The sequence below is a fragment of the Cohnella xylanilytica genome (assembly GCF_014212175.1).
Classification (GTDB): Bacteria; Bacillota; Bacilli; order Paenibacillales; family Paenibacillaceae; genus Cohnella; species Cohnella xylanilytica.
This window is the reverse complement of sequence record NZ_JACJVR010000015.1, coordinates 42858-69277: the sequence shown is the minus strand read 5'-3', so window position 1 is coordinate 69277 and position 26420 is coordinate 42858. Positions and strand designations below refer to the sequence as shown.

The following is a 26420-nucleotide window of genomic DNA, read 5'->3' as shown; positions in this document are numbered from 1 at the left end:
TTTACCGGGCTTCGTCACGTTGCTTCGGTTTTTGCTGAGTTCCAATCTGATGCTGCTCCAATTTTTCTTGCGCCCATGCAGGCATATGCTCCGGTTTTATCAGACCCATAAAATCCTCTCGTTTCCAGCGAGCCTCTTCACCGGTATATAGATTTAACACGTAGACGGCGCGACCTCGGGAATTGGCAGAGGTGCCAAAACCGCTTCGCGCCAGCACAAGCTGGTTAACAGCGGTGCGGTATTCAGGTCGCAACCGTTCCGGCCGGATGACAACAACCTGGTGGTCAATGCACACGTCTTCGCGAATCGGCTGGCATTGGACTTGGGTAAGGGGAGATAGGGGCACCTTGACACTGGCCCTTTCTTCTTTGAGATCCTCCAGCTCCCATTGCACGCGGGAAACAAAGTCATGCACGGCCTCAAGATAATCCGCGCCGGCTGCAAACGCGTAAAATTGCTCGACACCCAACGAATTGTTTCGGGTGCAGGTACAAACCATGTACGGACGTTCGGCATTGGTTTCGTCTATGCCAAGCAGCACTTCCACCTTCCCGATGGAGATGGCCTGAACGACTTCATAGTTGTCCACCATTCGCTTTATTTCTTCCATTGTCCGTCCTCATTTCCTGGAAAGTTGCGGTCATTCTTCGTTCCCCGGCTTCGCTTTGATTGACCGGCTTCACGAGATTTCTCGTTTCGCGTGCGCGGCTGCTCGGTCTCATCCTCCAAAACTTCAAAGCGGTTAAAACCCGGCTTTTCTTGCATCAGGCGCTCATATTGACGACGCCTCCCTTTCGTGAAATACATCATGAATCGCCTCCCCAAAAATGGGCATAAAAAAGCTCTCCGCCTAGGGGAGAGTGCCTGCCGGACAGGATCGTTATGTTTCAGATACAGGTTAACGTTCCTGCTCCCGTTGCCGTTTTTTATACCAACTTTCCAACAGTTGTACGATCAGGTCTTCCTTTTGCTTTTCGGTAAAGTCCCTCGGGAAGAAACGGTCGATCCGTTCGCGCCGAATGGTCATCTTTTCTTTCTGGTTCGGCTTCTCCTCCGTGAGAATCGAGAAGATGACATCCACGTTAAGCCGCCCGTCCTGGCTCAGTTTTTTCATGCGCTGCGCCTGCGCCAGCGAAGGCGTGCAGTCTTCGGACTGCATCGTTTCGTACAGGGCTTTCTGTTCTTCTTCGGCCAAGTAAGAAAGCTCTACGGCCGGATTGAAGGCGATTCGTTTATCGTCCACCATTTCGAGAATGGAGGGGGTCAGTTCGGTAAGGCGGATATAGCGTGAAATTTGATGCGGGCCTTCCCCAGCTTGCTCGGCAATAATTTGCCTTGATGTTTTATTCGCCGACTTCTGAGCAACTTGCGCAGAAGTTAAATCCGTTCTGGCTCCTTGCCTTTTTATTGCTTCCAGTTTCATCTTATAAGCAAAAGCCTTCTCGCTAGGCAAGATATATTCCCGTTGCAGGTTGCTGTCCACCATAATAATGGTCGCCTGATCGTCGTCCAGTTCGCGGACGATACAGGGCATCGTTTCTCTACCCGCCAGTTCGCTTGCTTTTTTGCGCCGGTGTCCGGCTACCATTTCATAGCCGCCGTCCGCCTTCGGACGAACCAGGCCAGGAATAAGAACGCCGTATTGCTTTACGCTGTCCGCCATTTCCAGCATCACTTCATCCGCCTTCACCTTGAATGGGTGGCCGGGAAAATCACTGATTTCTTCCAGCGGAATGTCCATTACTTTTTCCCGTTGCTCGTCCGCGCGGCTTTCCTCAGTGGAAAATAAATCAGCGACTGTGGTCAGCTTGATGTGGGCGCGCATGTCGTCTTTCGCTGCCAATGCCTTGCACCTCCTTCGTAAAGGCGGCATACGCTTTTGCCGTTTGACCATTGGGGTCATGAGCATAAATGCTTTTTCCCTTGGCGCTCGTTTCCGCCGCGCGAATGGATAAGGGAATTTCGGTGTTGAACACGCGCAGCTTGTCACCGTAGTCGCGCCGAAGAATAAAGGAAATGTCTTTGGCAAATTTAGTCCGGCTGTCTACCATCGTGAGCAGCACGCCGTCCAAAACCAACTTCGGATTGATCTGCCTGCGCACACGGGAAATGGTCTGCAAAAGTTGGGTCATTCCTTTGGCCGGCAAATAATGCGCCTGAACGGGGATAATAACGCTATCTGCTGCCGCCAACGCGTTGATGGTCAACATGCCCAAACTCGGCATGCAATCGATCAGCACGTAATCGTAGTCGGCTTTTACGGAGTCGATGTACGAACGCAAAATCGTTTCTCTGCTCATCGTATTGACGAGCGATACCTCAACAGCGGACAATTCAATATTGCCTGGCATCAGGTCAACGCCTTCATGGTGATGCAAAATACCTTCCCGCGCTTCATAGGATTCTTCCAGCATCGTCTTCGCCAGCAATGTCGCTAAAGATACCGACAAATTATCCGGTTCGTGGAACCCTAACGAATCCGTCAGGTTGCCTTGCGCGTCCGCATCGACCAGCAAAACCTTTTTCCCATCGGCAGCCAAACCGATTCCCAAATTGACCGCCGTTGTGGTCTTGCCCACGCCGCCTTTCTGATTGGCGAGGGCGATCACCTTGGTCATCCTACACTTCTCCTTTCACGCAAAAAGCCGGTTGCGCTGAAAATTCTGTGCAACCGGCTTTTAAAAAATTGTCTATATAAAAAGAGAACACCGCATTAAGGGCGTTCTCTTGAATATTCTTATACTAGGGCGCCCGTACCGATGGAGAAAAAGTAAGTAAATTGACTTGCTTTACTTTTTTCCATCGGGGGTCTTATGAAGTTCCATTCCAAACAATCCAAAGAACCAAAGTAACGAGTTGGTTTAACCATACCGTGGATTAAAGTGAAAGACGATTCACCCTCATTCCGATGTGATGAATTCTAAATTGGACTGTTCTGTCAAGGTAAGAGAGACCAAATTCAGTGTTCACTTTAGTTGTAAAGAAAATACTTACGTCTAGAAATAGACGAGTATTAAGCCATATCGATGTGTTATTATATACGTAAGTACGAATTGAAAGAAAGGTTGGTGGAACGTGGTTACTTTCCCTATTATATCTATTTGTCTTTTATTAGTTTCAATTGCGTTTACGCGTAACAACAAAAATAATAAAAATATCATTCCCCCAACGTTTGCTCTTGTTCTCAATGGTGTATTATTCTTATCCTTAGTCGTATTTATTGCTTTATTTATGAATTATAGTGATGTAATTACCCAAATACCTGCACCATATTACTGGCTTCTATTATTCGCCGGGCTCATAATTGAAATCTTTTCTTTCCGCCAAAAATATATACCTGGTCATTTCACCGCTGCCGCGATACATTGCTTTGTAGGGTTTGTCGCTATCTTTTCTATCGGTCTTCCGTTACTTGTACTAGCGTTGATTGAAATAAGCATTGCTATTTATCAGCATCGAAAGAACTAAGATAATTGTGCATATCTGACAGGGATCTTACCAGAGCTCTATCACGAAGTTTGCTTCTGAGTTAAGTGGACTGAAGGTTCATTGAGTTGAGACAGACTTTTTCAAAAATACAGACCCAGTGCATATGTGGCACTGGGTTCTCATTTTGTATGATTCGGCAAACGAATTTAATTATCTAAAACATTATAATAATGCAACCAGCTTGAGCAACCGCCAGTAGCATTTGTACTGACTTGACCTGAAATGTTGCCAATATATGTTCCTGTTACTGCGTTTGGATTGTAGTATACATTTGTAGTATTAAGCGCACAGAATGTGTCGTTCTGATAAGTAGCTGTTGTAGCCACTGTTATATTGACTGCCTTACCGCTTAAATAAGAGTAGTAAGAATTAATACTATGGCTTTTTTCATACCAACCTGATGCTGTTAGCCAGGTGCGATTATCTGATCCGTCAATATAGTTTACGGTAGTTCCGTCATAACTAAATGTAATATTGTCTTTCACGCTATTGACATTCAGATTGATCGGGTCCTCCCAAACCGTTTGAAATGAACCACTTTTCGTTGTGAAAGCCAACGGCTGTATTTTATTTTCAAGGGCAGTGTCTTTTTTCGGAGCTTCAGTAATTGAAGAATTAGCTTTTGCTCTTTCGCCATCGGTATAGCTTAAATCTACATCTTTCGAAGCAGTCCCTACCTTGATAAGCAAGGTTTTATCTCTTTCGTTGTATTTTACTGGTGCCGAAACGACTCGTTCATTGTATGTCGTCAAAACATAATCGAAGTAATATTGGCCGTCATCCTTTTTAGTCGCTGACACAATATAGTACTCAACATTTTCTAGTGAAAATGGGATGCGAACATTGGCTTCCTCTCCACTAAAGCTCTGGATCTGCTTTGTTTCCACTTTAACCACTTTACCTTCAACAGCATATTTACCATTTGAAAATCGCTCATTTGGAGCGGAATTTGTTCCTGCCGCGAATGCATTACCTGGCCCAATTGAGAGTAGGAAAGTCAATAATAACACCAAAGCCATTGAAATAGGGTTACGTTTCATTTACAAAGCACCTCCGATTTTTGTGGTTATAGAAGATATTACTTGCCGCTTCTTCCTGACGATTTTACATATTTCCCCCCCTCCCTGAGACCCATTCTTTCCTTGCCTATTGAGCATAATTCATAGTAGTTCATGTTGTCTAAACATATAGACACATATGGAAGGAAAAACGTTGCAATATGAATTAGAAATTTTACCAATTATTTCATTTCTCTGATGGATGGGCGATGCTTCATGACTTCCACTTTAATATATTTGAATATATCAGCCTCTCGGGCAGACGCAAAGGCAGAACTTTCGAGACCGAATCCCCGGAATATGGCGCCGTTGTGGTTTTGATCACGCCGCCTTTCTGATTGGCGAGGACTATCACCTCGGACATCCACAAATCCCTTGTCACGCAATAAACAAGTTGCGCTGAATATCTTTCAGGGCTACTGCCTTTCTGAATTATATAAAAAGAGAACACCGCAAAAAAGGGCGTTCTCTTGTATATCATATGTTGCAGCAACTTTCATTTTCAGCTGATTCATGAACTTATTCCCATGAATTTAACATATCTACACACCCGACGTCCAAATCCAGGTCCAAAACGACCGAAACCTCGATTTTGTCTTTGAGCACCTTATTTTTGAAATCGCTGCCGTCTGCCGTGAAAGTCATAAAACGCGCAAAGTGTTGAAAATAAACGATTTCTACGTATCGATTCGTTGCATTCCTATTACGCACTCCACATGACTTGAGTGTCGGTCACTGTATTTTAAGCCGTAAGAAGAGCGGTGGCGGCAAACTTGTAATGAATGTTTACCGAACCATCCGCTTGAACTTCAATCCTTTCGACCAAACGATGTACCATTTCAGGAGTAAGTTCCTTAAGCTTCATGAAATGCTTGAGTTCTTTCTTCAATCGAGCAATGCTTTCCCCTGTACTTTTATTCCCTTGTTGAGACTGGAAGCCTTTTAACTGCTCCTGTAGGCTGTACAGTTCAGCATTTCCGCTCTCTGTTGCTTCCTTATACTCTATCTCAGTAATCGTACCACTCGCCAACAGTCTGATTAAACCTGTCTTTTGTTCCTTTAGCTTTTCAATGCGTCTTTGTAAAGACTGTATTTGCTTTTCTGCTTGCTTTCTTGCTTGTAAGGTCTTTACCTCAAGCCGCCCCATAATCTCGTTCTCATTAAGCATCTGAGCATTGTTACGAATGTCGGTTAGGATAACCTCAATGAGTTCCTTTTCCTTCACGCTATGCTGACTACAAACATGCTTTCCGTGCTTATAGTAGTTGCCGCAAACATAGCCTTTGCGATACTGAACATACCATAGTGCCTTTCCACAATCTGCACAGAAAAGATAGTTTGTGAAAAGGTGCTTCTTAGCTTTGGGCTTAGCTTTTTGCCGCTTTCGCCCCTTCATATATTGTTGGACAGCTTCAAAGTCTTCCCTTGAGATTATGGCTTGGTGGGCGTTTTCAGTAACGATTTGCTTTTCCCTTGGAATTTCTTCACGTACTTTTGACGTGACGCTAACTGTTGTCTGCCTTCCTTGAACCAAGTCTCCGACATAATGTGGGTTAGTCAAGATTTTCTTGATAGAAGTACCCTGCCAGTATAGCCCTGCATTTTTCTTGCCGACAACTTGGGCAGGTGTTGGACATCCTTCACGAGTCAAAGTTCGTGCGATTGCATCGAATCCTTTTCCCTCCAAGTACATTCGGAATATCCGCTTTACATTGTTGGGCGTGTCGTCCTCCGCAAGAATAAGCTTTCCGCTGTTCAGCCTGTACCCGTAAGGCGGAACCGAACCCTTGAACTCACCTTTTCTTGCTTTACTACTGAGGGCGGCTTTAATTCGAGTGGACGTTCGCTGTGATTCTTGCTCGTACATCCAAGCGTATAGCCCGAACATTTCCCCTTTACCCTCAAGCGTGTTGATTGCATTGTCTAAAGTGACAATATGAATACGGTTCTCCATCGCTATATCCCTAATTTGATAAGAGAGACCACCATTCCGAGCAAGTCGTGATAATTCTTTTGCCGCGATAACGTCAAACTTACGCTCCTTGGCATCCTTTATCAGACGTTGCAAATTTTCTCTTTTACCAGTTGTTCCACTCTCAACGTCAATATAGAAATCAAACACATCCCACCCTTGTTTTTCAAGGTACTCGTAGAACAAGCTTCTTTGATTCTGTAATGACGTTTTTTGCTCTTCTTTATCTGTAGAAACACGAATATAAACTGCACATCTCATAGTTACGCCGCTCCTTCACTATGAGATGTATTGGCGTTGCCTTCATTATACTGGGAATTGGCTTCTTGTTCTAGCAGTCTGTCAATTTCCGAGTACACGAGCGGCATAAACAAGTCTAGGAATATTGCTCCATCATCATAAGTGCGTTCTACATTCATTTTCTGCTCCCCCTTGAGCGTGTTCGCAGTAACCATCGCGCCGGGAGGGGAAAAAATTGCGGTTGGATGAATATTTTTTTTCAATCGGCATAACCTGAATCTTCTTATTAAATGACAGCCGTAATTATGTCTATTTGCAGATGAAATCAACAGATTTAACGATAACGAAGTTCCCACAAAGTGCAATAAAGCTGAAAAATTAGTTACCTTCGTTCTCTCTCCCCTTACTGAACTAAATGTCCCGTGTTTATCGGATAATTAAAGATTCTTCAATATTTCTACGCGCTTTTGTTAATCCTGCAATCCGCTTCCTTATATTGTGTATGTAACAATTTCACAACCGAAAGGGGCGGTCATCATGGAACGCTTATTCACCATCCGTGAAGTCATGGACATACTGCAACTATCCTATACAACGGTTTATGGCATGTGTCATAACGGACAACTCCCAAGTTGCAAAGTCGGTGGCTCAATTAGGATTCCTCAGGAAAGTCTCAGGAACTTCATCCTCAATAACACTACGGGAGGTCAGCAATAATGGAAGACATGAAAACGTATCTAGGTCGCTTGTATTCCGCCGATGAAGTCGCAAAGCTGTTGAGCATTGATATGAATACTTGCTACAAATGGCTTGGTGAAGGGCGGATTAAAGCAATGAAGTTAGCCGGGACGCTTTGGAGAGTTCGGGAAGCCGATTTAAGAGCGTTCGTAGAGCAATCAATCAATGAGGGGAGGCGCTAGGTCATGGGGAAGTATTACACGGTCTCGCAAATTGCATATAAGCTATCTGCTCACAGTCGTAGTCGAATGGTAAGCGAAGATGCAGTCTACGGATGGGTTAAGCAAGGTAAGCTACATGTTGAACGAATCCCCGGCAATATTCGGGGCGTAGGTAAATATCCATTCTGGATTGAAGAGTCTGACCTAAAGGCATTTCTACGGGAAATGAACTATGACGTTGATAGGCTCTTTCCTGACAATGACTAGCCGCCCGAACGGTAATGAACACAAGAAAGCCCCTGCTGAGTCATGGCAGGGGCAATAAGAAGGAACGTGTACCCTCATTATAGGAAATTCCCACTGCAACTGAACAATAGGTTGCAACGATTACTAGCACGAGAGGGTTATTTTTTTACCCTCTGCTGTCACTAACTTATACCATTCCAAGGGGGAACAGACCATGAAAGAGTTTTACACCCGAAAAGAAGCCGCCAAGGTTGCAGGAGTCAGCCAAAGAACAATTCTACGAGCAATACAAGCCCGTCAGCTTGACGCTGTTAAGTTTGGTGAAGGTAAGACCTGCTCGTACATGATAAGCCGGGAATCCGTTTCAGCGTATATCCAAAGAAGGGGGCGGAGATGATGACAGGCAGATTCATACTGTACCATAACGGGCACTTTAGATTAGAAAATGAAGTAGCTTGTTGTAGCCGCCTAACAGGGGATTCATTGAAGCTACTTGGGCTTATTATGAATCGGGTTAATACTGCTCAAGCCCAACTTCCAACAAAAGTAGCCTTGCCAAGACTCCTTCTAAAAAGAGTTTTTGGGAACAAGGATGACAAGACAGTAAAGAATTACGCCAAACGGTTGATGGAATACGGATTTATTGAAACCTTTTCCATGCAGGGCGGAGACAGGGGTGAGTTCGTTTTCAGTATTACTGACCGTCCTGAAAACAATCCGTTTGTGTTTCTCAGTCATGCTGAAAATGAAGTCATTGCTAACACTGAGTTATACAAAGGACAAAAAGCGGATAGCCTTCTACAAGCTTTTACAGCCGCTGTAAAAGTAGTAGAACATAATTATGCCGCTAGGCTTAAAAGCGCCGCTGAGAGCCATCGTGAGACGATTCTGACAGCATATCGCAATTACCTTAGCGAAGTACTTCAAGCTGATGGGAAGGCTTACGTTGGAACTAGACAAGTCAAACCAAAGACCAATAAAGCCAAGCCTGAACCAACTGAGACCGCCTTACCCGATGATGTGCAGTTATGGTCATATCCAGAGTTTGAGAGTCACTTCCTCAGTGAGTACCGAAAAGCAACAGGAAAAAAGCATCGTACAAAGAATCGTGAAGGAAAAACAGTGACGGATTGCATTAAGGAATTACAGCACCATTATCGAGACCTTGATCGAGCCGAACAAAAACCCACCATGAAAAAGCACATTGAAGCGTTCTTTGTATGCTACGACTCGAAGAAACTCAACCCGAGAGCCTTCTTCATGGCTGATTGCGATGTACTTTGCAAAGTCGAAGATTATCTAAAGACCGGACAGAAACCTATCGTGTATGAGGAACGGTCAATCAAAGACAAAAAGGGTATGAGCCAAGAAGAAATGAGGGCACAACAAGTACGAGAAGCCAAGCAAGAGCGTAAAGGACTCAGCCTTGAAGCCTTAGAACAGATACTTGGCGAGGGTAACTAATCAGTAGAGGAAAATAAATTCCATACACAAGGAAAAATATTTCCCTGTACATGGAATTTATTTTCCCTCAAATAGGAGATTCAAGGAAATATATTTCCCTTTCATACTCATTTTCCCTAGGTAAAACCTAGGCATTTTGCTCCCCTAATAACTTACCTTATAAGAATAGAGAATGAACTGAGAAGAAGTAGTACAGCAAGACAGTTGAATATCGTTGGCAGTTAAGTAACGGCGGCTGAATTGAAGTAAAGCTTTACCATCACTTCTTTACATTCTCCATTCTCCTCTGCTCTGATTTCACCAAGTGCGACACAGCCGCCTTTATCAAGGCTTTCATTGACCCAAAACGTTTACCAGTAAAAGGACAGACAAAGTTAGGTTTCACCTCTAATTGTGATGATTCCGCCCCCTTCGGGAACAGTACCCGTAGGAATACTGCTCTCGCCCCCTCTTTAACTTCCACTCAATTCAAAATCATGGTACGTAAACGATTGTTTATGGAACAGTCCACATTGTGTCTGTTTTCAAGGCAATTATGTAAGAATATCGGTTACGAAACTCGTTTCGAAATCTAATTTACGAAATAGTACGTTTATGATACAATCTTATTAAAGATACATAAACGAGAGGAACGAGAGAAATATGAGAATAGCTTACGCAAGGGTATCTACCGCTGACCAGTCACTCGATTCGCAAATGGACGCATTGGCAAAGTTCGGTTATGACCGAATATTCACAGAGAAAGCAAGCGGCGGAAAAGATGACCGCCCCGAACTTGAAAAGGCTATCGACATGCTTCGTGAAGGTGACACTTTCATTGTTTACAAACTTGACCGCTTAGCACGTTCGACACTAAAGCTAATAGCAACACTTGACCTACTTAAAAAGAAAGGCGTTGAGTTCGTAAGCCTTTCCGATAACATAGATACTTCTACAGCGGCAGGAAAGGCAATGTTCGGCATGATGGCTGTCTTTGCAGAGTTCGAGAAATCAATCATCCATGAACGTACAGTAGCAGGACTAGAAGCCGCTAGAGCACGTGGACGTAAGGGCGGTCGCCCTATGACGGATAAGAAGAAGCTAGACAAAGCAATCAAGCTACACGCGAGCGGAGAATTTACGGTAACACAAATTGAGGAAATGACAGGTGTAAGTAAGGGGTCACTTTATCGCGAACTCAATCGGAGAAAGCAAGAAGTAACACAAGTGACTGAAACAGTCTGAGAGCCGTTGAGCGGCTTTATACGGTCAAAGCTATGCAGAGCCACCCGGAAGTAAGAAGGCGGCTCTGTTCAGCTTCTAGGGCGGATTATAGACCCCACCCAGTGCCTAGTGATTCGCTTCTGGTTGACTTGCCTGAGTTTACCCTCGTCTGCTCCGTACAAATTTTTTTTGAATCGACGTTGTACGTACAGGGGCTTATAAGGCGACTTACTTATTTGCATACTTATTTTCAAAGTGTTATATTGATTTATTTACGGAGTTTAAAAAAAGTTTGTTTGTTCGGATTCTAGTTGATGTTTACAAGTGATAGAATAGATTTTGTGAGTGCGGTACGGAATGAATATAAAGGTGGTAATAAATAATGGCTGTCCCGAAACAACAATTACTTATTCAGCAGATTGAAAAACCGATAGCCAAACCAATATTAAAATGGGCAGGCGGAAAGCAACAACTTTGGAATGAAATTGCACGGCATGTTCCGAATAAATTCAACAAATACATTGAACCTTTTTTCGGTGGGGGCGCGATGTTCTTTGGCTTGCAACCGGATAACGCAGTTATATCAGATACTAACCCCGATTTAGTAAACTTGTATAAAACTGTTCGGGATAATGTTAATGAACTAATCGAATGTCTTGGGGGTTTTGTAAATGAAGAGGAATTTTTCTACTCCATTCGAAGCCAAGACCCGACGCATTTAAGCCATATTGAACGTGCGGCAAGAACCCTATTCTTGAATAAAACTTGCTTTAACGGGCTATACCGTGTAAATAAAAAAGGTCAGTTCAATGTTCCATTTGGCAAATACAAGAACCCTAATTTCTGTGATGTTGAGGGGCTTAAAGCGGCAAGTTCTGCGTTATTTGATACCACAATCGTTGAAGGCGATTATTTGGAAGTTCTGAACAACTACGCCGAACCGGATGATTTCATTTATTTAGACCCTCCTTACCTTCCGATTTCTACTTATTCGGATTTCAAACGTTATACGAAGGAGTTCTTTTACGAAGAAGACCACGTTGCATTAGCAAATGAAGTTCATCGACTTTACGAATTGGGTTGTACGGTTGTTCTGACTAACTCGAATCATCCATTAGTTTACGAGTTATACCGTGATTACAAAATTGAAGTTCACAAGACGAAGCGTTATATCAATTCGGATGCAAGTAAACGTGACGGACAAGACGTATTGGTAGTGGCACAACCACGTAGAAGGAGTTTCAAGGTTGTAAAACCGGAAATTCCAAATACGCAGTTAGACCGATTCCCCGGCACAAGATATATGGGCAGTAAGAACAATTTACTTGATAGTATTTGGGATATTGCTTCTCAGTTCCGATTCGATTCGGTGTTGGACGCATTTAGTGGTAGTGGCGTAGTAAGCTACATGTTTAAGACGAAAGGTAAAACCGTTTATTCGAATGACTTTATGACGTTTTCTGCTAACGTAACAAAAGCGATAGTTGAAAACAATTCCGTTACCCTAGACGAAAAAGACGTCAATTTCTTGCTAAAAGAAGGCGACGGTAATGGATTTGTTTATGAAACATTCAAGGGTCTTTATTTTTCTGACGAAGAAAACATTTTCATAGACGATTTGAGAGCACGAATTGAAAAGTTGCAAGACCCTTATAAAAGAGCGTTGGCAATCGCGGCTTTAACTCGTGCTTGCTTGAAACGAAGACCTAGGGGGATTTTTACTTACGTCGGGTATCGATATGATGATGGACGTAAGGATTTACAAAAAAGTTTGAAAGAACATTTCCTTGAATCCGTTGAAGCGTACAATAATGCAGTATTTGATAACGGCAAACAAAACATATCCACTAATAGGGATACTATGGAACTTAGACGACACGCTGATTTAGTTTATATCGACCCACCGTATTACAGCCCGTTGAGTGATAACGAGTACACGAGACGCTATCATTTTGTTGAAGGGCTATCGAAACGGTGGGAAGGTTTGGAAATCCAACAGGATACAAAAACCAAAAAATTCAAGAAGTATCCTACGCCTTTTGGAACAAAGGTCGGTGCTTACGATGCATTTGACAAGTTATTTGCTAAACACAAGGATAGCATCATAATGGTTTCCTATTCTTCAAATGCGTTCCCTTCAATGGAAGAAATGATTGAACTTCTTTGTAAATATAAAGATAAAGTTGAAGTCAACCAGATTGACCATAGATATTCGTTTGGAAATCAAGGTCATAAAGTTGACGACAACAACAATGAAGTACAAGAGTACATTTTTGTCGGATACTAAACAATTGTCGAGGTGTGCCGTATGAGTTCTCCGTGGCATTTTGGTAATACAACTGTAAGAAATCCTTTACGAATACGTGAAGGTTTGATTGTACTTAAGAATACGTTAAACGGTAATATCATCGGTAAATCGCAAGAGCGTTTATTTGCTGATGAACTTGATAGAGCAGGCGTTATTGAAATTGCAAACAAGCAGAGAGATTACAGCGATATGGGACGTAAATGGCGTTCCTGCTTATCTCAACTTGGATTTATCACGCATAAATTCAAAAGAGATTTAAGACCGGACGAAAAAGACCCTGCAATTTTAGAAGTTGTGGCTGAAAATCCAGAGTACGGGTTGACTGGTCGCGCTTATGAGATTACGCCAAGTGGTCAAAGAATGATAAACGCCGAAACAGTTCAGGAACAACAAGAATGTATGCTAAGAGCATTACTTGCATATGAGATTCCTTCTGTGATTGAACCGACTAACGGCGAAGAAAGTTTTAACCCATTTATTTTTATCTTACAAGTGCTTCAAAGGTTGGGTTCACTTGAAAACTCGGAAGGCTTAAGCAAAGTTGAAATGGGGATAGTGCAAATTTATCGAGACCACAAGTCTGTTGATGAAGTTGTTGAAAAAATCCTTGAATTTAGAGCCGAAAGAAATGCGGTCACAGGTAGAGTTGCAAAACGTAGAGTGGATAACGCCTTGTTAGAACGTATTGCCGCTAGTGTTGGTTTACAAAGGGATTCGCTAAAGGATTACGCTGACGTGAATTTCAGATACCCACGATTAACGGGACTTGTCTCATTAAAGGGAAAACGGCTTATTCTTAGTGATAAAAAGTTACCAATAATCAACGCAATCATTTCAGTTGACCGTCGGATTATCGGTAAAGAAAACGGCAAAGAATATCTAACTCGTCTTTGGAACGGTTCTCAACTTCCAACTGATAATGAAATTACGGCTAGAGAAGAAATCGTTAGATTCCGTCAACTTCTCATTGACTCCGGTATGGATGAAGCATTAGTACCGACTATACCAGAGACGCAAGAAGTTGCTGATTTGAATCAAGTACGACTTAGACTTGAGGTATTATACCAACAAGTCCTAGAAAAGAATTATGCGTCCCAACAAGATGAAGAGGAACAAGTAAAGGAAATTATTGCTTATCTCAAAAAGATTGATAAGCAACCGATTGATGAAGAAACGTATGATATTGATATTGAAGACGAACCTGCATACTTGGAATGGGCGGTATGGAGAGCGTTTCTAGCTATTAATCAACTTGTAAACAAACCGCATGAAGCAAGGAGATTTAAGGTTGACCAAGACTTTTTCCCGTTAGGTTGTGCCCCCGGTGGCGGTCCCGATTTGATATTCGAATTTGAGGACTATGTTCTGGTAGTGGAGGTAACTCTAACAACTTCATCACGCCAAGAAGCCGCAGAAGGCGAACCAGTCCGTAGGCACGTTGCAAAAGAAAAAGCAAAGGTCGCCGCGGCAAGTGGAAAACCTGTTTACGGATTGTTCTTAGCACGTTCCATTGATAATAATACAGCAGAAACATTCCGTGTTGGCGTTTGGTACACAGGAGACGAACCAGATTTCATTAACATTGTACCGATTACACTAAAGCAATTCATTTTAATGATGGAAAAATATGTTACGAACCGCTATGACAATAAAGAGTTCAGAAGGGTACTGGACACATGTTTAATTCCTAGAAATGCACATGCTCCTGCTTGGAAGAGAGAAATTCAAAAAGTAGTTGATGGTTTCTTGGGGTAGGTTGAAGGCAAATACCTATGATTGAGGTAACTTAATTCAGTAAAACTGACAGAATGGCAAAGAATAAACATAGAGCCACCCAAACATGGGCGGCTCTTTTAATTGCTCTAAGGGGCTTTAAGGGCTTCTAATTAGACCTACCGGGTGTCGAATGAATCGGTTTTTGTTAGTGCGGCAGAGTTTACCCTCGACTGCTACGCACAAAATTTTTCTGAAATGGTGTTTGACGCACATTATTCCTTCTTGAGTCCCCTTAAAATGAAAAAGCTGTATTATACAATAGAAAAAACGTATTGTAAATATCCAGAATTTGTCATTTTCCTAAGTGTGTGATACTGTATTTGATGAATAGAAAAACTTGACTCAGGGGTGATTATGTTGAATCTATTAATCATTATTATTTCAATCGCAGTAGCAATACTTTGTACAATAACAACGATAATCAATTTCAAAACACTCAAACTACTTAAAAAAGAAAGGGAAAAAGGTAGTCATGAGTAATTTACAACCTAGGTTATTTCGTAAAAGAACAGAAAAGTATTGGCATGATTATAGACGCTACCAAACCTTTAACAACGAAGAAGAACTTAACCAAACTATCTCCAAGATTTATGAAATTTATGAACTTACCTCGTCAATGGAATCTGTTCTCAATACTCTGCAACTTAATTCGCGTACCTATTTTGGTGTTTGTTGGCTCAAGGTAGCTGAGATAGCTGAGCAAAGCAATGTATCGAAAAGAACCGTTCAACGTGTCCTTAAAGAGTTCAATGACGAGGGCTTGATTACTGTACATAGTCAAATAGACATAAAGCGAGGTGGAAAGTCCGCTAACGTCTACGTCATTAACTGCATGACTGACAGTACATATTAGGGCAGAAAAATAGAGGGGCGTATCGCCCCTCTTTACTATTTCCGCCAATACACCTCAACTATTAGTCTTTCCTGACCAACAGTGAGCAACACTCCACATGCACCGTATGCGGGAACATATCCACCGGCTGGGCCTCGATCGTGCGGTAGCCGCCGTCCTCCAGGACGCGAAGGTCGCGGGCCAGCGTGGACGGGTTGCACGAGACGTAGACGATGCGCTGCGGGCGAAGCTGCAGCATCGTGTCGAGCAGGCGCGGGTCGCAGCCCTTGCGGGGAGGGTCGACGACGATGACGTCGGGCGACACCCCGGCTGCCTGCCACCGCGGCAGGATGTCTTCGGCGGCGCCGACGGCGAATTCGGCGTTGGCGATGCCGTTCAGCGCGGCGTTGCGGCGAGCGTCCTCGATCGCTTCGGGGACGATCTCGACGCCATAGACGCGGCGCGCGTGCTTGGCGAGGAACAAGGTGATCGTTCCGATGCCGCAATAGGCGTCGACCACCGTCTCCTCGCCGGTGAGGGCGGCGTATTCCACCGCGGCGCGGTACAAGCGCTCGGTCTGCGTCGGGTTCACCTGGAAGAAGGAGCGCGCGGAGATCGCGAAGCGGATGCCCCCGATGTCGTCGTAGATGACGTCGTTGCCCCACAAGACGCGGGTCTCGTCGCCGAACACGACGGGCGTGCGCGCCGTGTTCACGTTCTGACAGACGCTGGCGACGCCGGGCACGCGCTCGCGGATGAGTGCCACGAGCTCGTCCTCGTGCGGCAGGTCGCGGCCGTTCGTCACGAGCACGACCATCCGCTCGCCGGTCGCGGCCGCATGGCGCACGACGACATGGCGCAGCAGCCCGCGGCCGGTCTCGCGGTCGTACGAGCTGTAGCCGAGAGACCGGGCGGTTTCCTTGACGGCGCGAACGGTCTCTTCGTTCGGCTCCTGCTGGATGAGGCAGGCGTCCATGTCGACGATGTCGTGGCTGCCCTGCTCGAAGAAGCCGCCGATGAGCAGGCCGCCCGCTATGCTGGAGCCGATCGGAACCTGGGCCTTGTTGCGGTAGCGCCAAGGCTCCTCCATGCCGATAACGGGATGGACGACGATGGGGGCTCGTTCGGACGCGGCGGCGGTGGCATCCCCACCAACGGCAGCCGATCCGTCTGCCGCCGAAGCCGAAGCTTCGAACGGAGCGACCGGCAGCTTGCCGATGCGCGCGAGGCTGTCGGCGACGTGCTGGCGCTTCCAGCGAAGCTGGGCGGCATAGTCCCAATGCTGGAGCTGGCAGCCGCCGCAGCTGTCATAGATCGGGCAAGGCGCGGCCCGCCGGTCTTCGCTGGCGGAGAGCAGCTCGGTCATCCGCGCGCGGCCGAACGACTTGCCGATGCTCGCGACTTCGGCGCGCACCCGGTCGCCGGGCAAGGCGCCGCGCACGAACAGGGTGTAGCCCTCGACGCGGCCCACCCCTTCGCCTTCATGCGTCAAGCCGACGATGCTAAGCTCGACCGACTGCCCCGCCTCGACCGGAACGCCGGTTATCCGCCCGCTTTTCTCCGATCCCCGCGACGAGTCGCGGGACGAGCCGATACCGCCGCCGCCCGGCCGACGCCCCTCTCTCCGATCCGAAGAACCCGACGCTCCCCGACCCTGCTTGGATGAACCTCTCTGTTGACGTGCCACTGCGCCTAACCCTCTTTCCGTTCTCGCCTTTTCGCATACCGATCCTGCCTTCGACACACGCTCGCGCATGTCCAACCAATGCCCGCAAATCGTACTCCCGCCGTCCACCCGCTACCAGCCCTTATGGAACTGGCGGCCGCTGTTCGGCCCGAGAAGCCTCATTCGGAATTCTAACGGAACGGGAAGACGTTACGGGTCTCCAATCCGAACCTAATCGCCCTACCGCCGCCCAATAAGAGCGCTCCGTTCCGTTAAAATCCGAAAAACCGTATCCCTGCTGCAATAAGGTCCGCGAGTTCCGTTAGCGGCCGCTCCGAAGTCGGCGGAGGGATGGGGAAGTGGCGGCAGGGAGATCGGGAAGGGATTGCGGAGCGAAACACTATCAAGCAAGGGAGGGCAGCGCCCTCCCTCTTCATCGCTACTATGTAGATCCCCTTCCGACATCCCGGGGCCGTCGCTCTGTCGATTCCGTTCGCGAACCCGCAATCCCTCGCTCATCCGCATTCAGGCCCGCCAAGAAGCAAGTTGCTGCTACTTAAGGATACGAACCATTCCTGTTCTCATCCGCCATCCCGCGCTCCCCCGCATCCGAGCTGACCAAGCCGACCGAGCGGCCGAGCCGACGCCCGCTACCGGTGATACGAAGAATTCCCGTCCTCGTCCACCATCACGCGCAGATGCGCGGGCAGCACCGAGAACGTGCGCGGCAGCGTGCCGCCGTATTCGCCGTCGAGGTTGAGCTGAACGCGGTCGTCCGTCTCCACGACGATCCGGCTCGTCTGGAAGTGGATCATGTGCGGGTCGTTCAGATGCTCCCCGCGCACGGCCATCGACGCGATGCGGATCATCTCCGCGAGGTTGCACTTCTTCATCGCCAGCACGTCGAACAAGCCGTCGTCCGGCATCGCCTGCGGGGCCAGCTTCTCGAAGCCGGCGATCGAAGGACTGTTCGCGATGAGGAACAGCATGAACTCCCCTTCGATGTCCTCGTGCCCTTCGGCGGAGATGCGCAGGTTCGTCGGACGGAAATGCGTGATTTTCTCGAACCCCTTCACGTAATAAGCGAGCTGCCCGATCATCGTCTTCAGGCGGCTCGGCACCTCGTACGACAGGTCGGTCAGGAAGCCGCCGCCCGCGATATTGATGAAGTAGCTGTCGTCCGCGATGCCGATGTCGACCGGGCGGGAATGCCGCTTCACGATCAGGTCGACCGCGCTCTGCCACCGCTTCGGAATGCCGAGCGCCCGGGCGAAGTCGTTCGACGTCCCCATCGGCAGCACGCCCAGCGCCGGCCGGATCGCGTGTCCGCTCATGCCGTTGACGACCTCGTTCAAGGTGCCGTCCCCGCCCGCCGCGATAATAAGATCGTATCCCCGCTCCACCGCTTCGGAGGCGGCCGAGATGGCGTCCCCCTTGGCCTCGGTCGCGTGGCACGACGTCTCGATTCCGCCCTGCTCCAACCGCTGCAGAATATAGGGAAGACGCCGCCTCATCTCCTCCCTTCCGGAAGTCGGATTGTAGATTAACCGCGCTCTGATTTTCTCCAACTTGCTCCCCCTCTTTGGCTCTAGACCGACAACGATTCCAACCACTCCGACGCCTGGCGCCGGATCCACTCCTCCACCTTCGGATGCGGGATGAGAGACCCCTCCGCGTACCGGCAGCCCGTGCCCTCGAGCCGCTTCGGAATGACCGACGACGTGAAGTACCCTTCACTGACGAAAACCGGAACCGCCACGATCGCCGTCCCCCGCGGATGGCTCCCGCGAAGCTCCCGGACCCGCTCCGCGACCTCTTCCGGGCGCAGCAGGGCGACCGCGGCGCCAGCGTATCCGCCGACCCTCTTCATCCGCGCGGCCAAGCCTTCCAGCCCCCGCTTCCACTCCTCGCGGAACCACGGCTCCTCGCTGCCGTGTCCGATCAGCAGCAGGCACTCCTTCGACGGCTCCGAGGAGACTGAAGACTCCTTCAGCTTGTCGAGCAGCACCTCGGCGATCTCCGGATCGTCCGCGATCGGCTTCCCGTACGTCAGCCGCGCGTTCACCCGGCACCGCTCCAGGTCGGTCGGACGGCGCGGCTCCTCGTAGGCGCCGAGCGACCAGCCGATCTCGTCGACGTGCGTGCTGCCGGCCGAGACGAACAGCGGAATCGCGAGAAGGTCGGTGACGCCTTGCGCCTCCAGCCTCTCGATTCCGTCCTGAATGAGTCTTCCTTCCACCAGCTCCAGATAGGAGCATTCGACGGGGACGCCGCCGCCCAGCTTCGCGCGCACGCCCTCCACCGTCTCTTCGACCCGATCGACCCATCCGCGCTCTTGGGATCCGTGGCTAATGACCAGAACTCCGGGCTTCACGCCTGATCCCTCCATCTAGTCGTACGACCGATCTCATTAATACCCTACTCATTCATGCTATCGAAACGTCAACCCAATGTCAACGAACCCCAGTCCGCCCGATGACCGCGCCCGCCGCGGGATCGGGCGACAGGCGGACGGCAGCGGGGAAGGGGGGCTGGAAGGCCGACGGTTAGCAGCGCTCATAGCCAAAACATTCTTGTCGGAAGGACGTCTTGCGCTATAATCGAGATAGCCGGACTGATTCGGTCATACGGAGTCCGCATCTGCCTTGCTTCGGGAGGCCGGAAGATGAACGTCGTTCTGTGGATTCTCGGTTCGCTCGCCGCAGTCGCAGTTCTATTTGTAGCGGCGGCGGGAACTTACGCGGTGCTGAAGGAAAGGGGCGGCGAACTCGACACCAGGCGGGACGGGCACGGCAACGTGATCCTGCTCGATACGCCCCGTATGCGTGTCGGTGCCGCCTCCGCGTACGACCAGACGATCGAGATGGAGAAGCGGGGACACGTGAACTCCGACGGCATGAGCTGGAACGACCGCTGGTTGGGGACGATCCGCTCGATCCGGAGAAATACCGAGAACCCGGAGTGGTACGTCCAATATATCATCGAGCAGCGGCGCAAGGCGGGGCTTCCCGAGCTCGAAGGGGTCGACGAAGCATGGCCGTGAGAGCTTGTCTATAGAAGGGCATCCATATTTCTTCTTCGTACATAGCGAAAAGACCGCCAAGCTCCCTTGACGGTCTTCCGCAATCGATGGTCCATCCTCTGAACATCTAACCTTTGTCTACCCTGTTAAGCCTCTATCTACCTTCCGCCAAGCCTTGAACGATCAAGCTCCTCTTACTTCTTGCTGGCGAGGAACGCGTCGAGCTGCTTCTGCTTCTCGGCCAGAACCTTGTCGAGGCCGTTCTTCTTCTCTTTGTCGTACCATTCTTGCGCCTTCGCCGGGTCGATGGAGCCCGTCTCCAGAGCGGCGGCGTATTGCTTGCCGACGTTGATCAGGATGGCGGCTTGCGACTTCACCGGCTCGACGTCGAACGTGAAGCCGAGGGCCGGCGACTTGTGAGCGCCTTCGTTGAAGATCTTGAATTGGTCCCACTTGTCCGGAGCTTCCGTCTCGAACGTGTAGTTCAGGAATTGGTTGCCCAGCTCCCAAGCGACGCCCGGGTTGTAGTCGGCCGAGTTCGGGCCCGGCTTGATGACGTTATCGGACACCTTCACGTAGTGCTTGCCTTCGATACCGAAGTTGATCAGGTTGTTCAGGTACTTGTCGGAGTGCAGCAGGTTGATGAACATCATCGCGCGGGCCGGATCCTTAGACGTGGAGGAGATGCCCAGCATGGAGCCTGCCGTCTCGCCCGTCGATACCGTGCGCGGCCCGAGGTTGATCTGGCCGATCTTGCCCGGCAGAGCGACGGCGTTCGCGAACTCGGCGTCCTTGCCCGGCTTCATGGACGACGTGATCATGAACACGTTGCCCTTCTTCATCGCGTCTTGCGTGCCGAGAGTCGTCGTAGCGGCGTCCTTGTTAATCAGACCTTCTTCGAAGAACTTGCGGGTCAGCTTCAATTGATCCATGTAAGCCGGATCCTCGAAGCGGCTGATGACCTTCGAGTCTTCGCCGTCTTTGCGCACGAGACCGTCGATCGTCGTGTCGCCCAGGTAGTCGTGCTGGATCATGTAGTGCGTGTTGAACGTCTCGCCGTCCTTCAGGAACAGCGGGATGATGGCGCTGCCCTTCTTCTCCTTGACCGTCTTGAGGATCGGCTCGAGGTCGGCGACCGTCTTCACGTTCTTCAGCTGCTCGGTCAGGCCGAGCTCTTCGGCGATGTCGGTGCGGTACAGCACGCCGCCTTGAGCGGCCAATTCCTTGTTCGTCGGCACGCCGTAGTTGAAGCCGTTGATCTTCGCGCCTTCGAGGAACGCCGGGTCGAGCGTCTTGATAATGTCTTGGCCGTATTGCTCAAGCAGGTTGCCGGCCGGGCCCTTCGGATCGTTCAGGGCGAGGAAGCCGCCCTTGGCGACGTTGTTCGCGTGGCCGTTCCATTGGGCCGTGAACACGACGTCCATCGGCGAGCGTCCGGCGATGAGCAGCGGCATCTTGTCGTTGTATTGGCCCCAGTCCAGCGTGGACAGCTTGACCGTGGCGTTGATCTTCGGCTTGAGATATTCGTTGATGGCGGCTTCGACCGCCGGGAAGTCCTTCTGGGCCGGACCTTCCCACAGAACCTTGATCTCGTACGGCTCCAGCTTCGAGACGTCGACGCCTGAGGATTCGGAAGGCGAAGCCGACGGCGAGGCCGAAGGGGATGCCGAGTCGGTGGCCGACGGAGACGCCGACGGCGAGGCCGACGGGGAACCCGACGGCGAAGAGGAGGAGCCTTCGTTGCCGTTATTGCCGCCGCACGCCGCGAGGACGAGCGACATCATCAGGACGACGGCCATAAGCAGGGTCGTGCTTTTGAAGCGCTTGCTCTTACTGAGCATAGTGTGTTGCCTCCCTTTTATAGATGAATGCTTATATGCTCAACCGGCCGGTAACCGGAAGAAGCCGACAGCCGCGGGTACCCGCTTGCGCCTTGGAACGGAACGGTCGCCCTTGAATTACCCTTTGACCGCGCCGACCGTCAAGCCTTGGATGAAGTAACGCTGGAAGAACGGATAAGCGAACACGATCGGGCCGATCCCGACGACGGCCATCGCCATCCGAACCGTCTCGCTCGGAAGCTGGAAGTTCGGGTTCTGCGCCAGAATCGCCGCATACGCGGTAGAGTTCGAGCTGAGGAACTGCAAGTCCTGCAACGCCTTGTACATCCGGTACTGAATGTTGATGTGGATGTTGTCGTTGATGAACAGCATGCTGAGCCACCAGTCGTTCCAATAGTTCAGCGTGCACAGCAGCCCGACGCTGGCGAGCACCGGCAGCGACAGAGGCAGGACGATCTGGGCGAAGATGCGCCATTCGCCGGCTCCGTCGATCTTGGCCGATTCGATCAGTTCGGTCGGTATCGAGTTCGAGAAGAACGTCCGCATGACGAGGACGAAGAACGCTTGAACGATGTAAGGAATCATAAGCGCCAGAATCGAATTCTGCAGGTGCAGGTATTGGGTGTACATCATATAGAACGGAACGAGTCCCGCGTTGTACAGAATCGTGAACACCATGATGAACGAGAACAGGCCGCGATGCTTGAAGTCTCTTCTCGAGATCGGGTAGGCGAACAGCGCCATGACGGTCAGCGAGACGATCGTGCCGACGACGGTGACGAGAATCGAGATCCCGTACGACCGGACGACGTTCAGCCAGTCGTTCAGCAGGAAGTCGTAGGCGGACAGGCTGAGCTTGCTCGGGAACAAGCTGTACCCGTTGAGCAGTACCGTCTTCTCGTCCGTGAAGGACACGACCAGGACGAGGATGAGCGGGATGATGCAGATCGCCGTATAGATCCAGAAAAAGACGTTGATCGCGAAATTGGCCGGCTTCGAGATATCCATAACCGACTTTTCCTTCTTGGCAGCCGCGATTGTAGCCATTCGATATTCCTCCCTCCAGGACGGGCCGTTCCGATTAGAACAGCGCGTCCTCCCTGCTGATCCGGCGTATGATAAGGTTGCTGACGAAGACGAGCACGAACCCGACGACCGCTTGGTACAGACCCGCCGCCGAGGACATTCCGAAGTCTCCGGTGACCACGAGGCCTTGGTAGACGTACGTGTCGATAACGAGCGTCGTGTCGTACAGCGAACCCGCGTTCCGGGTCACCTGGTAGAACAGGCCGAAGTCCGAGTAGAAGATCCGGCCGATCTGCAGCATCGTCAGGACGATGATGACCGGGCGGATGAGCGGGACGGTGATCGACCAGATCTGCCGCCACTTCGAGGCTCCGTCGATCGTCGCCGCTTCGTAATACTCCTTGTCGATGCCGATGATCGCCGCCAGGTAGAAGACCGCGTAATACCCGATCCCCTTCCACGTGTTGACGATCGGCAGGATGAACGGCCAATACTTCGGATCCGTGTACCAGTCGATCATCGTATCCGACCCGAACCACGGAAGAATCGTCTTGTTCAGCAGCCCGATCTCCGGATTGAGGAAGCCGTAGACCAGGTAAGTGATGATGACCCACGACAGGAAGTAGGGCAGGAACATCATCGTCTGGTGGAACTTGGCCAGCTTGCGGCTGCGCATGGAATTGAACATCAGGGCGAGCGAGACGCCGATGATCAGGTTCAGCGTGATGAACACGACGTTGTAGATGATCGTGTTCCGCGTGATGTTCCAGGCGTCCGTCGTGCTGAACAGATAGCTGAAGTTATCCCAGCCGACCCACGGGCTGTTGAAGACGCCCGTCTGGTAGTTGACGTTCTTGAAGGCGATGATCGAGCCGATCATCGGAAGGTAGTTGTTGACGAGCAACACGATCAGCGCGGGCGCCATCATCAGGTAGAAGACGCCGTATTTCCGCCAATAGCCGACGTTTTGCTTTTGCCGCTTGCCGGTCTCCGAGAGGACCGCTTGGTTCGGCTGCGCCGCTTGTTCCATCCGGGATCACGTTCCTTTTCTGCCTCTAATAATCTCTCCACACTCCTTATTTAAAGGTATAAAACGTTTTCCATCTATCTACTGAGGTGACCGACATAGCACTATTGTGATTTTTCGGCCGCCCGATTGTTGCCGAGGAACGTCCTCCCGGACGAGCCCCGATGCGCGCATGAAGAACGGCCCCGGCAGGGACCGTCCTACGAATCGCCGATTCCTTTGATCCTGTTCATCTCGGTCAGGGTCATCTCGTTGCACCGCTTGATGAAGTCCAGCAGGAGGAGCGTCTGCTGCTCGTCGTACCGCGAGAGAAGCTCGAGGGTGGAGTCCATGATCGATTGGAAAAGAGGGGAGATGTTGTCCGCCCCCGCCGGCGCGGGCTTCACGACGACTCTTCTCCGGTCGTTCGGATCCTTGTCCCGGATGACGTACCCCGCCTGCTCCAGCCGGTCGATGACGCTCGTGACCGCACCCGTCGTAAGTCCCGTGAGCTGGGCCAGTTGGCCCGCCGTGACGGGACCGGAGCGGTTCAAGTAGTCGAGGCACTTGTGATCGGTGGCGTTCAGGCCCAGCTTCTCCGAGATCAGCTGGTGGAACATGACGGCTCTCGCGCTGTTCTGGCGCAGCTCCTGAACCAATTGCTGGCGGGCGGCGGACAGATCGGGCGTATCGGCATCGAAAATAGGGGTTGACATAGCGAAACCTCCGCGTTATGATTTGAATATCTTAATCGATCAAGATATATTGTTGGTTAAGATATATGTTCGATTAAGATATGCATTCGATTAAGATGTATGGCGAATCAAGCTTTATTGCGACCAAGTATACCACAACCGCTAAGCACCGCCAACAAACCTATTAGGAGAGGAACGATGTACAATGACGAATCAAGAAGACCGCAAGGCGATTGACGAGCTGTTCGCACGGTTAAGCGAAGCCTGGAACCGAGCCGACGGAGAAGCTTACGGCCTCTGCTTCACGGAGGACGCCGATTACGTGACGTTCATGGGACAGCGCCTGAAGGGAAGAAGGCAGATCGCCGACGTCCACCAGATGCTGTTCAACGGGCCGCTGAAGGGCTCGATGCTGAAGTCCAGCGCCGAATCCGGAGCCGAGCTCCGCTTCCTCTCCCCCGAAGTCGCGATCGTCCACGCGATCGGAGAAGCCCAGCTCGCCTCTCCCGCGCAGGATCCGAACGACCGGGGCTCGATCAACACGAACGTGGTCGTCAAGGCCGGCGGCGAGTGGAAGATCACGGCGTTCCACAACTGCCGGATTCAAGAGATGCCGGGTCCCCGGCGCTGATGCCCGGGCGAGGGCTGTCCGCGACGGCTTTCTCGGTGACGGTTATCGGCGATGGCTCTCGGTGACGGCATGGAATGGCGACTCTCGGGCCGAGGATCGGCGGCGATTCCCGGCTCCGACTCTGATTATGGAAGCGAGGCGAGTTCTCTTTGGACTACGGATTAGCAGGCAGAACGGTTCTGATTACCGGCGGCTCCCGCGGAATCGGCAAGGCGGCGGCCGTCCGATTCGCCGCGGAGAGCGCCTATGTATATGTGACTTACTCCTCCAACCGGGAGCTCGCGAACCGGACCGCCGAAGACATTCGGCGGTCCGGCGGGTCCTGCGAAGCGCTTCGTCTGGTATTAGGCGACGAGCGAAGCGTTCGCGACGCCTTCGACCGGATCGAGCGGGAGCGCGGCGGACTGGACGTGCTCGTGAACAACGCCGTTCGCTGGGGCGAGGAAGCCCCTATCGACGAAGGTTCGGGCGAAGCCTGGTCCGACGTCCTCGATCGGACCGTCACAGGCACGTACAAGGTCACGCGGGCGGCCGTTCCGCTCATGAAGCGAGGCGGCTGGGGCCGGATCGTGTTCGTGTCGTCCAGCCTCGTTCGGGACGGGAAGCCCGGCCATACGGCCAACCTCGCGAGCAAGGCGGCGCTGCACGGGTTCAGCCGGGCGCTGGCCTCGGAGCTGGCGGCCGACGGAATTTATTCCAACGTCGTCATCCCCGAGCTCACGTTGTCGGAATGGGTGACCCATGCCTTCCCTCCGGCCGTGCTCGAGGAATACGCCCGCTCGTTCCCGACCGGAAGGCTCGGCACGCCGGACGACGTCGCCAATCTGATCGCGTACTTGGGCTCGGCCGCGAACAGCTTCGTCAACGGAGAAGAGATTCGCGTCACGGGCGGCAAGTGAAGGCGGACGCCTACCGGGTTCGAGTTCGGGTCCGGGTTCGGGTTACGAGTTCGCGTTCGGGTTCGATGGGACCGGAGCCGGCGACGGCATTTCCGGGGAAATGACGGCAATCGACACAGATAGGGAGCCGCCCTGCCTAGAGCAGGG

Annotated in this window: 24 protein-coding genes; 11 read left to right on the top strand and 13 right to left on the bottom strand. The window is 50.5% G+C overall.

Annotated features, from left to right (window positions below):
• Position 1: 1 nt before the first annotated feature.
• The 6 genes from H7B90_RS04730 to H7B90_RS04705 form a co-directional block, all read right to left on the bottom strand.
• Positions 2 to 610, bottom strand: coding sequence for a hypothetical protein (locus tag H7B90_RS04730; RefSeq protein WP_185134729.1), 609 nt, complete (start codon positions 608 to 610; stop codon positions 2 to 4).
• Positions 598 to 810, bottom strand: a complete 213-nt coding sequence (locus tag H7B90_RS04725; protein ID WP_185134728.1) for a hypothetical protein — start codon at positions 808 to 810, stop codon at positions 598 to 600. Before H7B90_RS04725 ends, H7B90_RS04730 begins: the two co-directional genes overlap by 13 nt.
• An 88-nt stretch (positions 811 to 898) precedes the next feature.
• Positions 899 to 1843, bottom strand: coding sequence for a ParB/RepB/Spo0J family partition protein (locus H7B90_RS04720; RefSeq protein WP_444542142.1), 945 nt, complete (start codon positions 1841 to 1843; stop codon positions 899 to 901).
• The gene (locus H7B90_RS04715; RefSeq protein ID WP_185134727.1) at positions 1791 to 2618 is read right to left on the bottom strand and encodes a ParA family protein; all 828 of its coding nucleotides are present in this window, start codon (positions 2616 to 2618) and stop codon (positions 1791 to 1793) included. Before H7B90_RS04715 ends, H7B90_RS04720 begins: the two co-directional genes overlap by 53 nt.
• Positions 2619 to 3635: 1017 nt before the next feature.
• On the bottom strand, positions 3636 to 4529 hold the full coding sequence (locus H7B90_RS04710) for a hypothetical protein (protein WP_185134726.1): 894 nt from the start codon (positions 4527 to 4529) through the stop codon (positions 3636 to 3638).
• 760 nt (positions 4530 to 5289) lie between these two features.
• Positions 5290 to 6780, bottom strand: coding sequence for a recombinase family protein (locus tag H7B90_RS04705; RefSeq protein WP_185134725.1), 1491 nt, complete (start codon positions 6778 to 6780; stop codon positions 5290 to 5292).
• Positions 6781 to 7296: 516 nt separating this feature from the next.
• Here H7B90_RS04705 and H7B90_RS33605 point away from each other — a divergent pair.
• From H7B90_RS33605 to H7B90_RS33595, 8 genes are all read left to right on the top strand, one after another.
• Positions 7297 to 7476: a helix-turn-helix domain-containing protein gene (locus H7B90_RS33605; protein ID WP_185134724.1), complete on the top strand. Its 180-nt coding sequence runs from the start codon at positions 7297 to 7299 to the stop codon at positions 7474 to 7476.
• On the top strand, positions 7476 to 7679 hold the full coding sequence (locus tag H7B90_RS04695; RefSeq protein ID WP_260410748.1) for a helix-turn-helix domain-containing protein: 204 nt from the start codon (positions 7476 to 7478) through the stop codon (positions 7677 to 7679). Before H7B90_RS33605 ends, H7B90_RS04695 begins: the two co-directional genes overlap by 1 nt.
• A gap of 439 nt (positions 7680 to 8118) precedes the next feature.
• Positions 8119 to 8301 (top strand): helix-turn-helix domain-containing protein, encoded by a 183-nt coding sequence (locus H7B90_RS33600; protein WP_185134723.1) that lies wholly within the window; start codon positions 8119 to 8121, stop codon positions 8299 to 8301.
• A complete protein-coding gene (locus H7B90_RS04685; protein WP_185134722.1) occupies positions 8298 to 9368 on the top strand; it encodes a hypothetical protein in 1071 nt (356 codons plus the stop codon). The genes H7B90_RS33600 and H7B90_RS04685 overlap by 4 nt, the downstream gene beginning before the upstream one ends.
• A gap of 642 nt (positions 9369 to 10010) precedes the next feature.
• Complete coding sequence (locus tag H7B90_RS04680; RefSeq protein WP_101808206.1) at positions 10011 to 10592, top strand: recombinase family protein; 582 nt, start codon at positions 10011 to 10013, stop codon at positions 10590 to 10592.
• Positions 10593 to 10953: 361 nt separating this feature from the next.
• The gene (locus H7B90_RS04675; protein ID WP_185134721.1) at positions 10954 to 12858 is read left to right on the top strand and encodes a Dam family site-specific DNA-(adenine-N6)-methyltransferase; all 1905 of its coding nucleotides are present in this window, start codon (positions 10954 to 10956) and stop codon (positions 12856 to 12858) included.
• A gap of 21 nt (positions 12859 to 12879) precedes the next feature.
• Positions 12880 to 14634: an AlwI family type II restriction endonuclease gene (locus H7B90_RS04670; protein WP_101808207.1), complete on the top strand. Its 1755-nt coding sequence runs from the start codon at positions 12880 to 12882 to the stop codon at positions 14632 to 14634.
• Between the two features lie 493 nt (positions 14635 to 15127).
• Positions 15128 to 15508, top strand: a complete 381-nt coding sequence (locus H7B90_RS33595) for a helix-turn-helix domain-containing protein (RefSeq protein WP_185134720.1) — start codon at positions 15128 to 15130, stop codon at positions 15506 to 15508.
• Between the two features lie 61 nt (positions 15509 to 15569).
• On the opposite strand, the gene rlmD is transcribed toward H7B90_RS33595, so the two are convergent.
• From rlmD to H7B90_RS04650, 3 genes are all read right to left on the bottom strand, one after another.
• Positions 15570 to 17243, bottom strand: coding sequence for a 23S rRNA (uracil(1939)-C(5))-methyltransferase RlmD (gene rlmD, locus H7B90_RS04660; protein ID WP_185134719.1), 1674 nt, complete (start codon positions 17241 to 17243; stop codon positions 15570 to 15572).
• A 560-nt stretch (positions 17244 to 17803) separates the two neighbouring features.
• A complete protein-coding gene (locus tag H7B90_RS04655) occupies positions 17804 to 18667 on the bottom strand; it encodes a YegS/Rv2252/BmrU family lipid kinase (RefSeq protein ID WP_373315997.1) in 864 nt (287 codons plus the stop codon).
• 74 nt (positions 18668 to 18741) lie between these two features.
• Positions 18742 to 19527 (bottom strand): sirohydrochlorin chelatase, encoded by a 786-nt coding sequence (locus H7B90_RS04650; protein WP_246578878.1) that lies wholly within the window; start codon positions 19525 to 19527, stop codon positions 18742 to 18744.
• A 291-nt stretch (positions 19528 to 19818) separates the two neighbouring features.
• Here H7B90_RS04650 and H7B90_RS04645 point away from each other — a divergent pair, with 291 nt between their 5' ends.
• Positions 19819 to 20196: a hypothetical protein gene (locus H7B90_RS04645; RefSeq protein ID WP_185134716.1), complete on the top strand. Its 378-nt coding sequence runs from the start codon at positions 19819 to 19821 to the stop codon at positions 20194 to 20196.
• Between the two features lie 173 nt (positions 20197 to 20369).
• Here H7B90_RS04645 and H7B90_RS04640 read toward each other — a convergent pair whose 3' ends face one another.
• From H7B90_RS04640 to H7B90_RS04625, 4 genes are all read right to left on the bottom strand, one after another.
• Positions 20370 to 22016, bottom strand: a complete 1647-nt coding sequence (locus H7B90_RS04640) for an ABC transporter substrate-binding protein (RefSeq protein ID WP_185134715.1) — start codon at positions 22014 to 22016, stop codon at positions 20370 to 20372.
• A gap of 117 nt (positions 22017 to 22133) precedes the next feature.
• The gene (locus H7B90_RS04635) at positions 22134 to 23063 is read right to left on the bottom strand and encodes a carbohydrate ABC transporter permease (protein ID WP_185134714.1); all 930 of its coding nucleotides are present in this window, start codon (positions 23061 to 23063) and stop codon (positions 22134 to 22136) included.
• Between the two features lie 34 nt (positions 23064 to 23097).
• Positions 23098 to 24072 carry an ABC transporter permease gene (locus tag H7B90_RS04630; protein ID WP_185134713.1) on the bottom strand — a complete coding sequence of 325 codons (975 nt, stop codon included), beginning with the start codon at positions 24070 to 24072 and terminating at the stop codon, positions 23098 to 23100.
• Positions 24073 to 24269: 197 nt separating this feature from the next.
• Complete coding sequence (locus H7B90_RS04625) at positions 24270 to 24764, bottom strand: MarR family winged helix-turn-helix transcriptional regulator (RefSeq protein ID WP_185134712.1); 495 nt, start codon at positions 24762 to 24764, stop codon at positions 24270 to 24272.
• A gap of 184 nt (positions 24765 to 24948) precedes the next feature.
• On the opposite strand from H7B90_RS04625, the gene H7B90_RS04620 reads away from it, so the two are divergent.
• Positions 24949 to 25374 carry an SgcJ/EcaC family oxidoreductase gene (locus H7B90_RS04620; protein ID WP_185134711.1) on the top strand — a complete coding sequence of 142 codons (426 nt, stop codon included), beginning with the start codon at positions 24949 to 24951 and terminating at the stop codon, positions 25372 to 25374.
• Between the two features lie 149 nt (positions 25375 to 25523).
• Complete coding sequence (locus H7B90_RS04615) at positions 25524 to 26273, top strand: SDR family NAD(P)-dependent oxidoreductase (RefSeq protein ID WP_185134710.1); 750 nt, start codon at positions 25524 to 25526, stop codon at positions 26271 to 26273.
• The last annotated feature ends 147 nt before the right edge of the window (positions 26274 to 26420 follow it).

Coding starts and splice junctions, on each gene's coding strand:
- H7B90_RS04730 (WP_185134729.1), bottom strand. CDS start 610: ATGGAAGAAATAAAGCGAATGGTGGACAACTATGAAGTCGTTCAGGCC.
- H7B90_RS04725 (WP_185134728.1), bottom strand. CDS start 810: ATGATGTATTTCACGAAAGGGAGGCGTCGTCAATATGAGCGCCTGATG.
- H7B90_RS04715 (WP_185134727.1), bottom strand. CDS start 2,618: ATGACCAAGGTGATCGCCCTCGCCAATCAGAAAGGCGGCGTGGGCAAG.
- H7B90_RS04710 (WP_185134726.1), bottom strand. CDS start 4,529: ATGAAACGTAACCCTATTTCAATGGCTTTGGTGTTATTATTGACTTTC.
- H7B90_RS04705 (WP_185134725.1), bottom strand. CDS start 6,780: ATGAGATGTGCAGTTTATATTCGTGTTTCTACAGATAAAGAAGAGCAA.
- H7B90_RS33605 (WP_185134724.1), top strand. CDS start 7,297: ATGGAACGCTTATTCACCATCCGTGAAGTCATGGACATACTGCAACTA.
- H7B90_RS04695 (WP_260410748.1), top strand. CDS start 7,476: ATGGAAGACATGAAAACGTATCTAGGTCGCTTGTATTCCGCCGATGAA.
- H7B90_RS33600 (WP_185134723.1), top strand. CDS start 8,119: ATGAAAGAGTTTTACACCCGAAAAGAAGCCGCCAAGGTTGCAGGAGTC.
- H7B90_RS04685 (WP_185134722.1), top strand. CDS start 8,298: ATGATGACAGGCAGATTCATACTGTACCATAACGGGCACTTTAGATTA.
- H7B90_RS04680 (WP_101808206.1), top strand. CDS start 10,011: ATGAGAATAGCTTACGCAAGGGTATCTACCGCTGACCAGTCACTCGAT.
- H7B90_RS04675 (WP_185134721.1), top strand. CDS start 10,954: ATGGCTGTCCCGAAACAACAATTACTTATTCAGCAGATTGAAAAACCG.
- H7B90_RS04670 (WP_101808207.1), top strand. CDS start 12,880: ATGAGTTCTCCGTGGCATTTTGGTAATACAACTGTAAGAAATCCTTTA.
- H7B90_RS33595 (WP_185134720.1), top strand. CDS start 15,128: ATGAGTAATTTACAACCTAGGTTATTTCGTAAAAGAACAGAAAAGTAT.
- rlmD (WP_185134719.1), bottom strand. CDS start 17,243: ATGCGCGAGCGTGTGTCGAAGGCAGGATCGGTATGCGAAAAGGCGAGA.
- H7B90_RS04655 (WP_373315997.1), bottom strand. CDS start 18,667: ATGAGGCGGCGTCTTCCCTATATTCTGCAGCGGTTGGAGCAGGGCGGA.
- H7B90_RS04645 (WP_185134716.1), top strand. CDS start 19,819: ATGAACGTCGTTCTGTGGATTCTCGGTTCGCTCGCCGCAGTCGCAGTT.
- H7B90_RS04640 (WP_185134715.1), bottom strand. CDS start 22,016: ATGCTCAGTAAGAGCAAGCGCTTCAAAAGCACGACCCTGCTTATGGCC.
- H7B90_RS04635 (WP_185134714.1), bottom strand. CDS start 23,063: ATGGCTACAATCGCGGCTGCCAAGAAGGAAAAGTCGGTTATGGATATC.
- H7B90_RS04630 (WP_185134713.1), bottom strand. CDS start 24,072: ATGGAACAAGCGGCGCAGCCGAACCAAGCGGTCCTCTCGGAGACCGGC.
- H7B90_RS04625 (WP_185134712.1), bottom strand. CDS start 24,764: ATGTCAACCCCTATTTTCGATGCCGATACGCCCGATCTGTCCGCCGCC.
- H7B90_RS04620 (WP_185134711.1), top strand. CDS start 24,949: ATGACGAATCAAGAAGACCGCAAGGCGATTGACGAGCTGTTCGCACGG.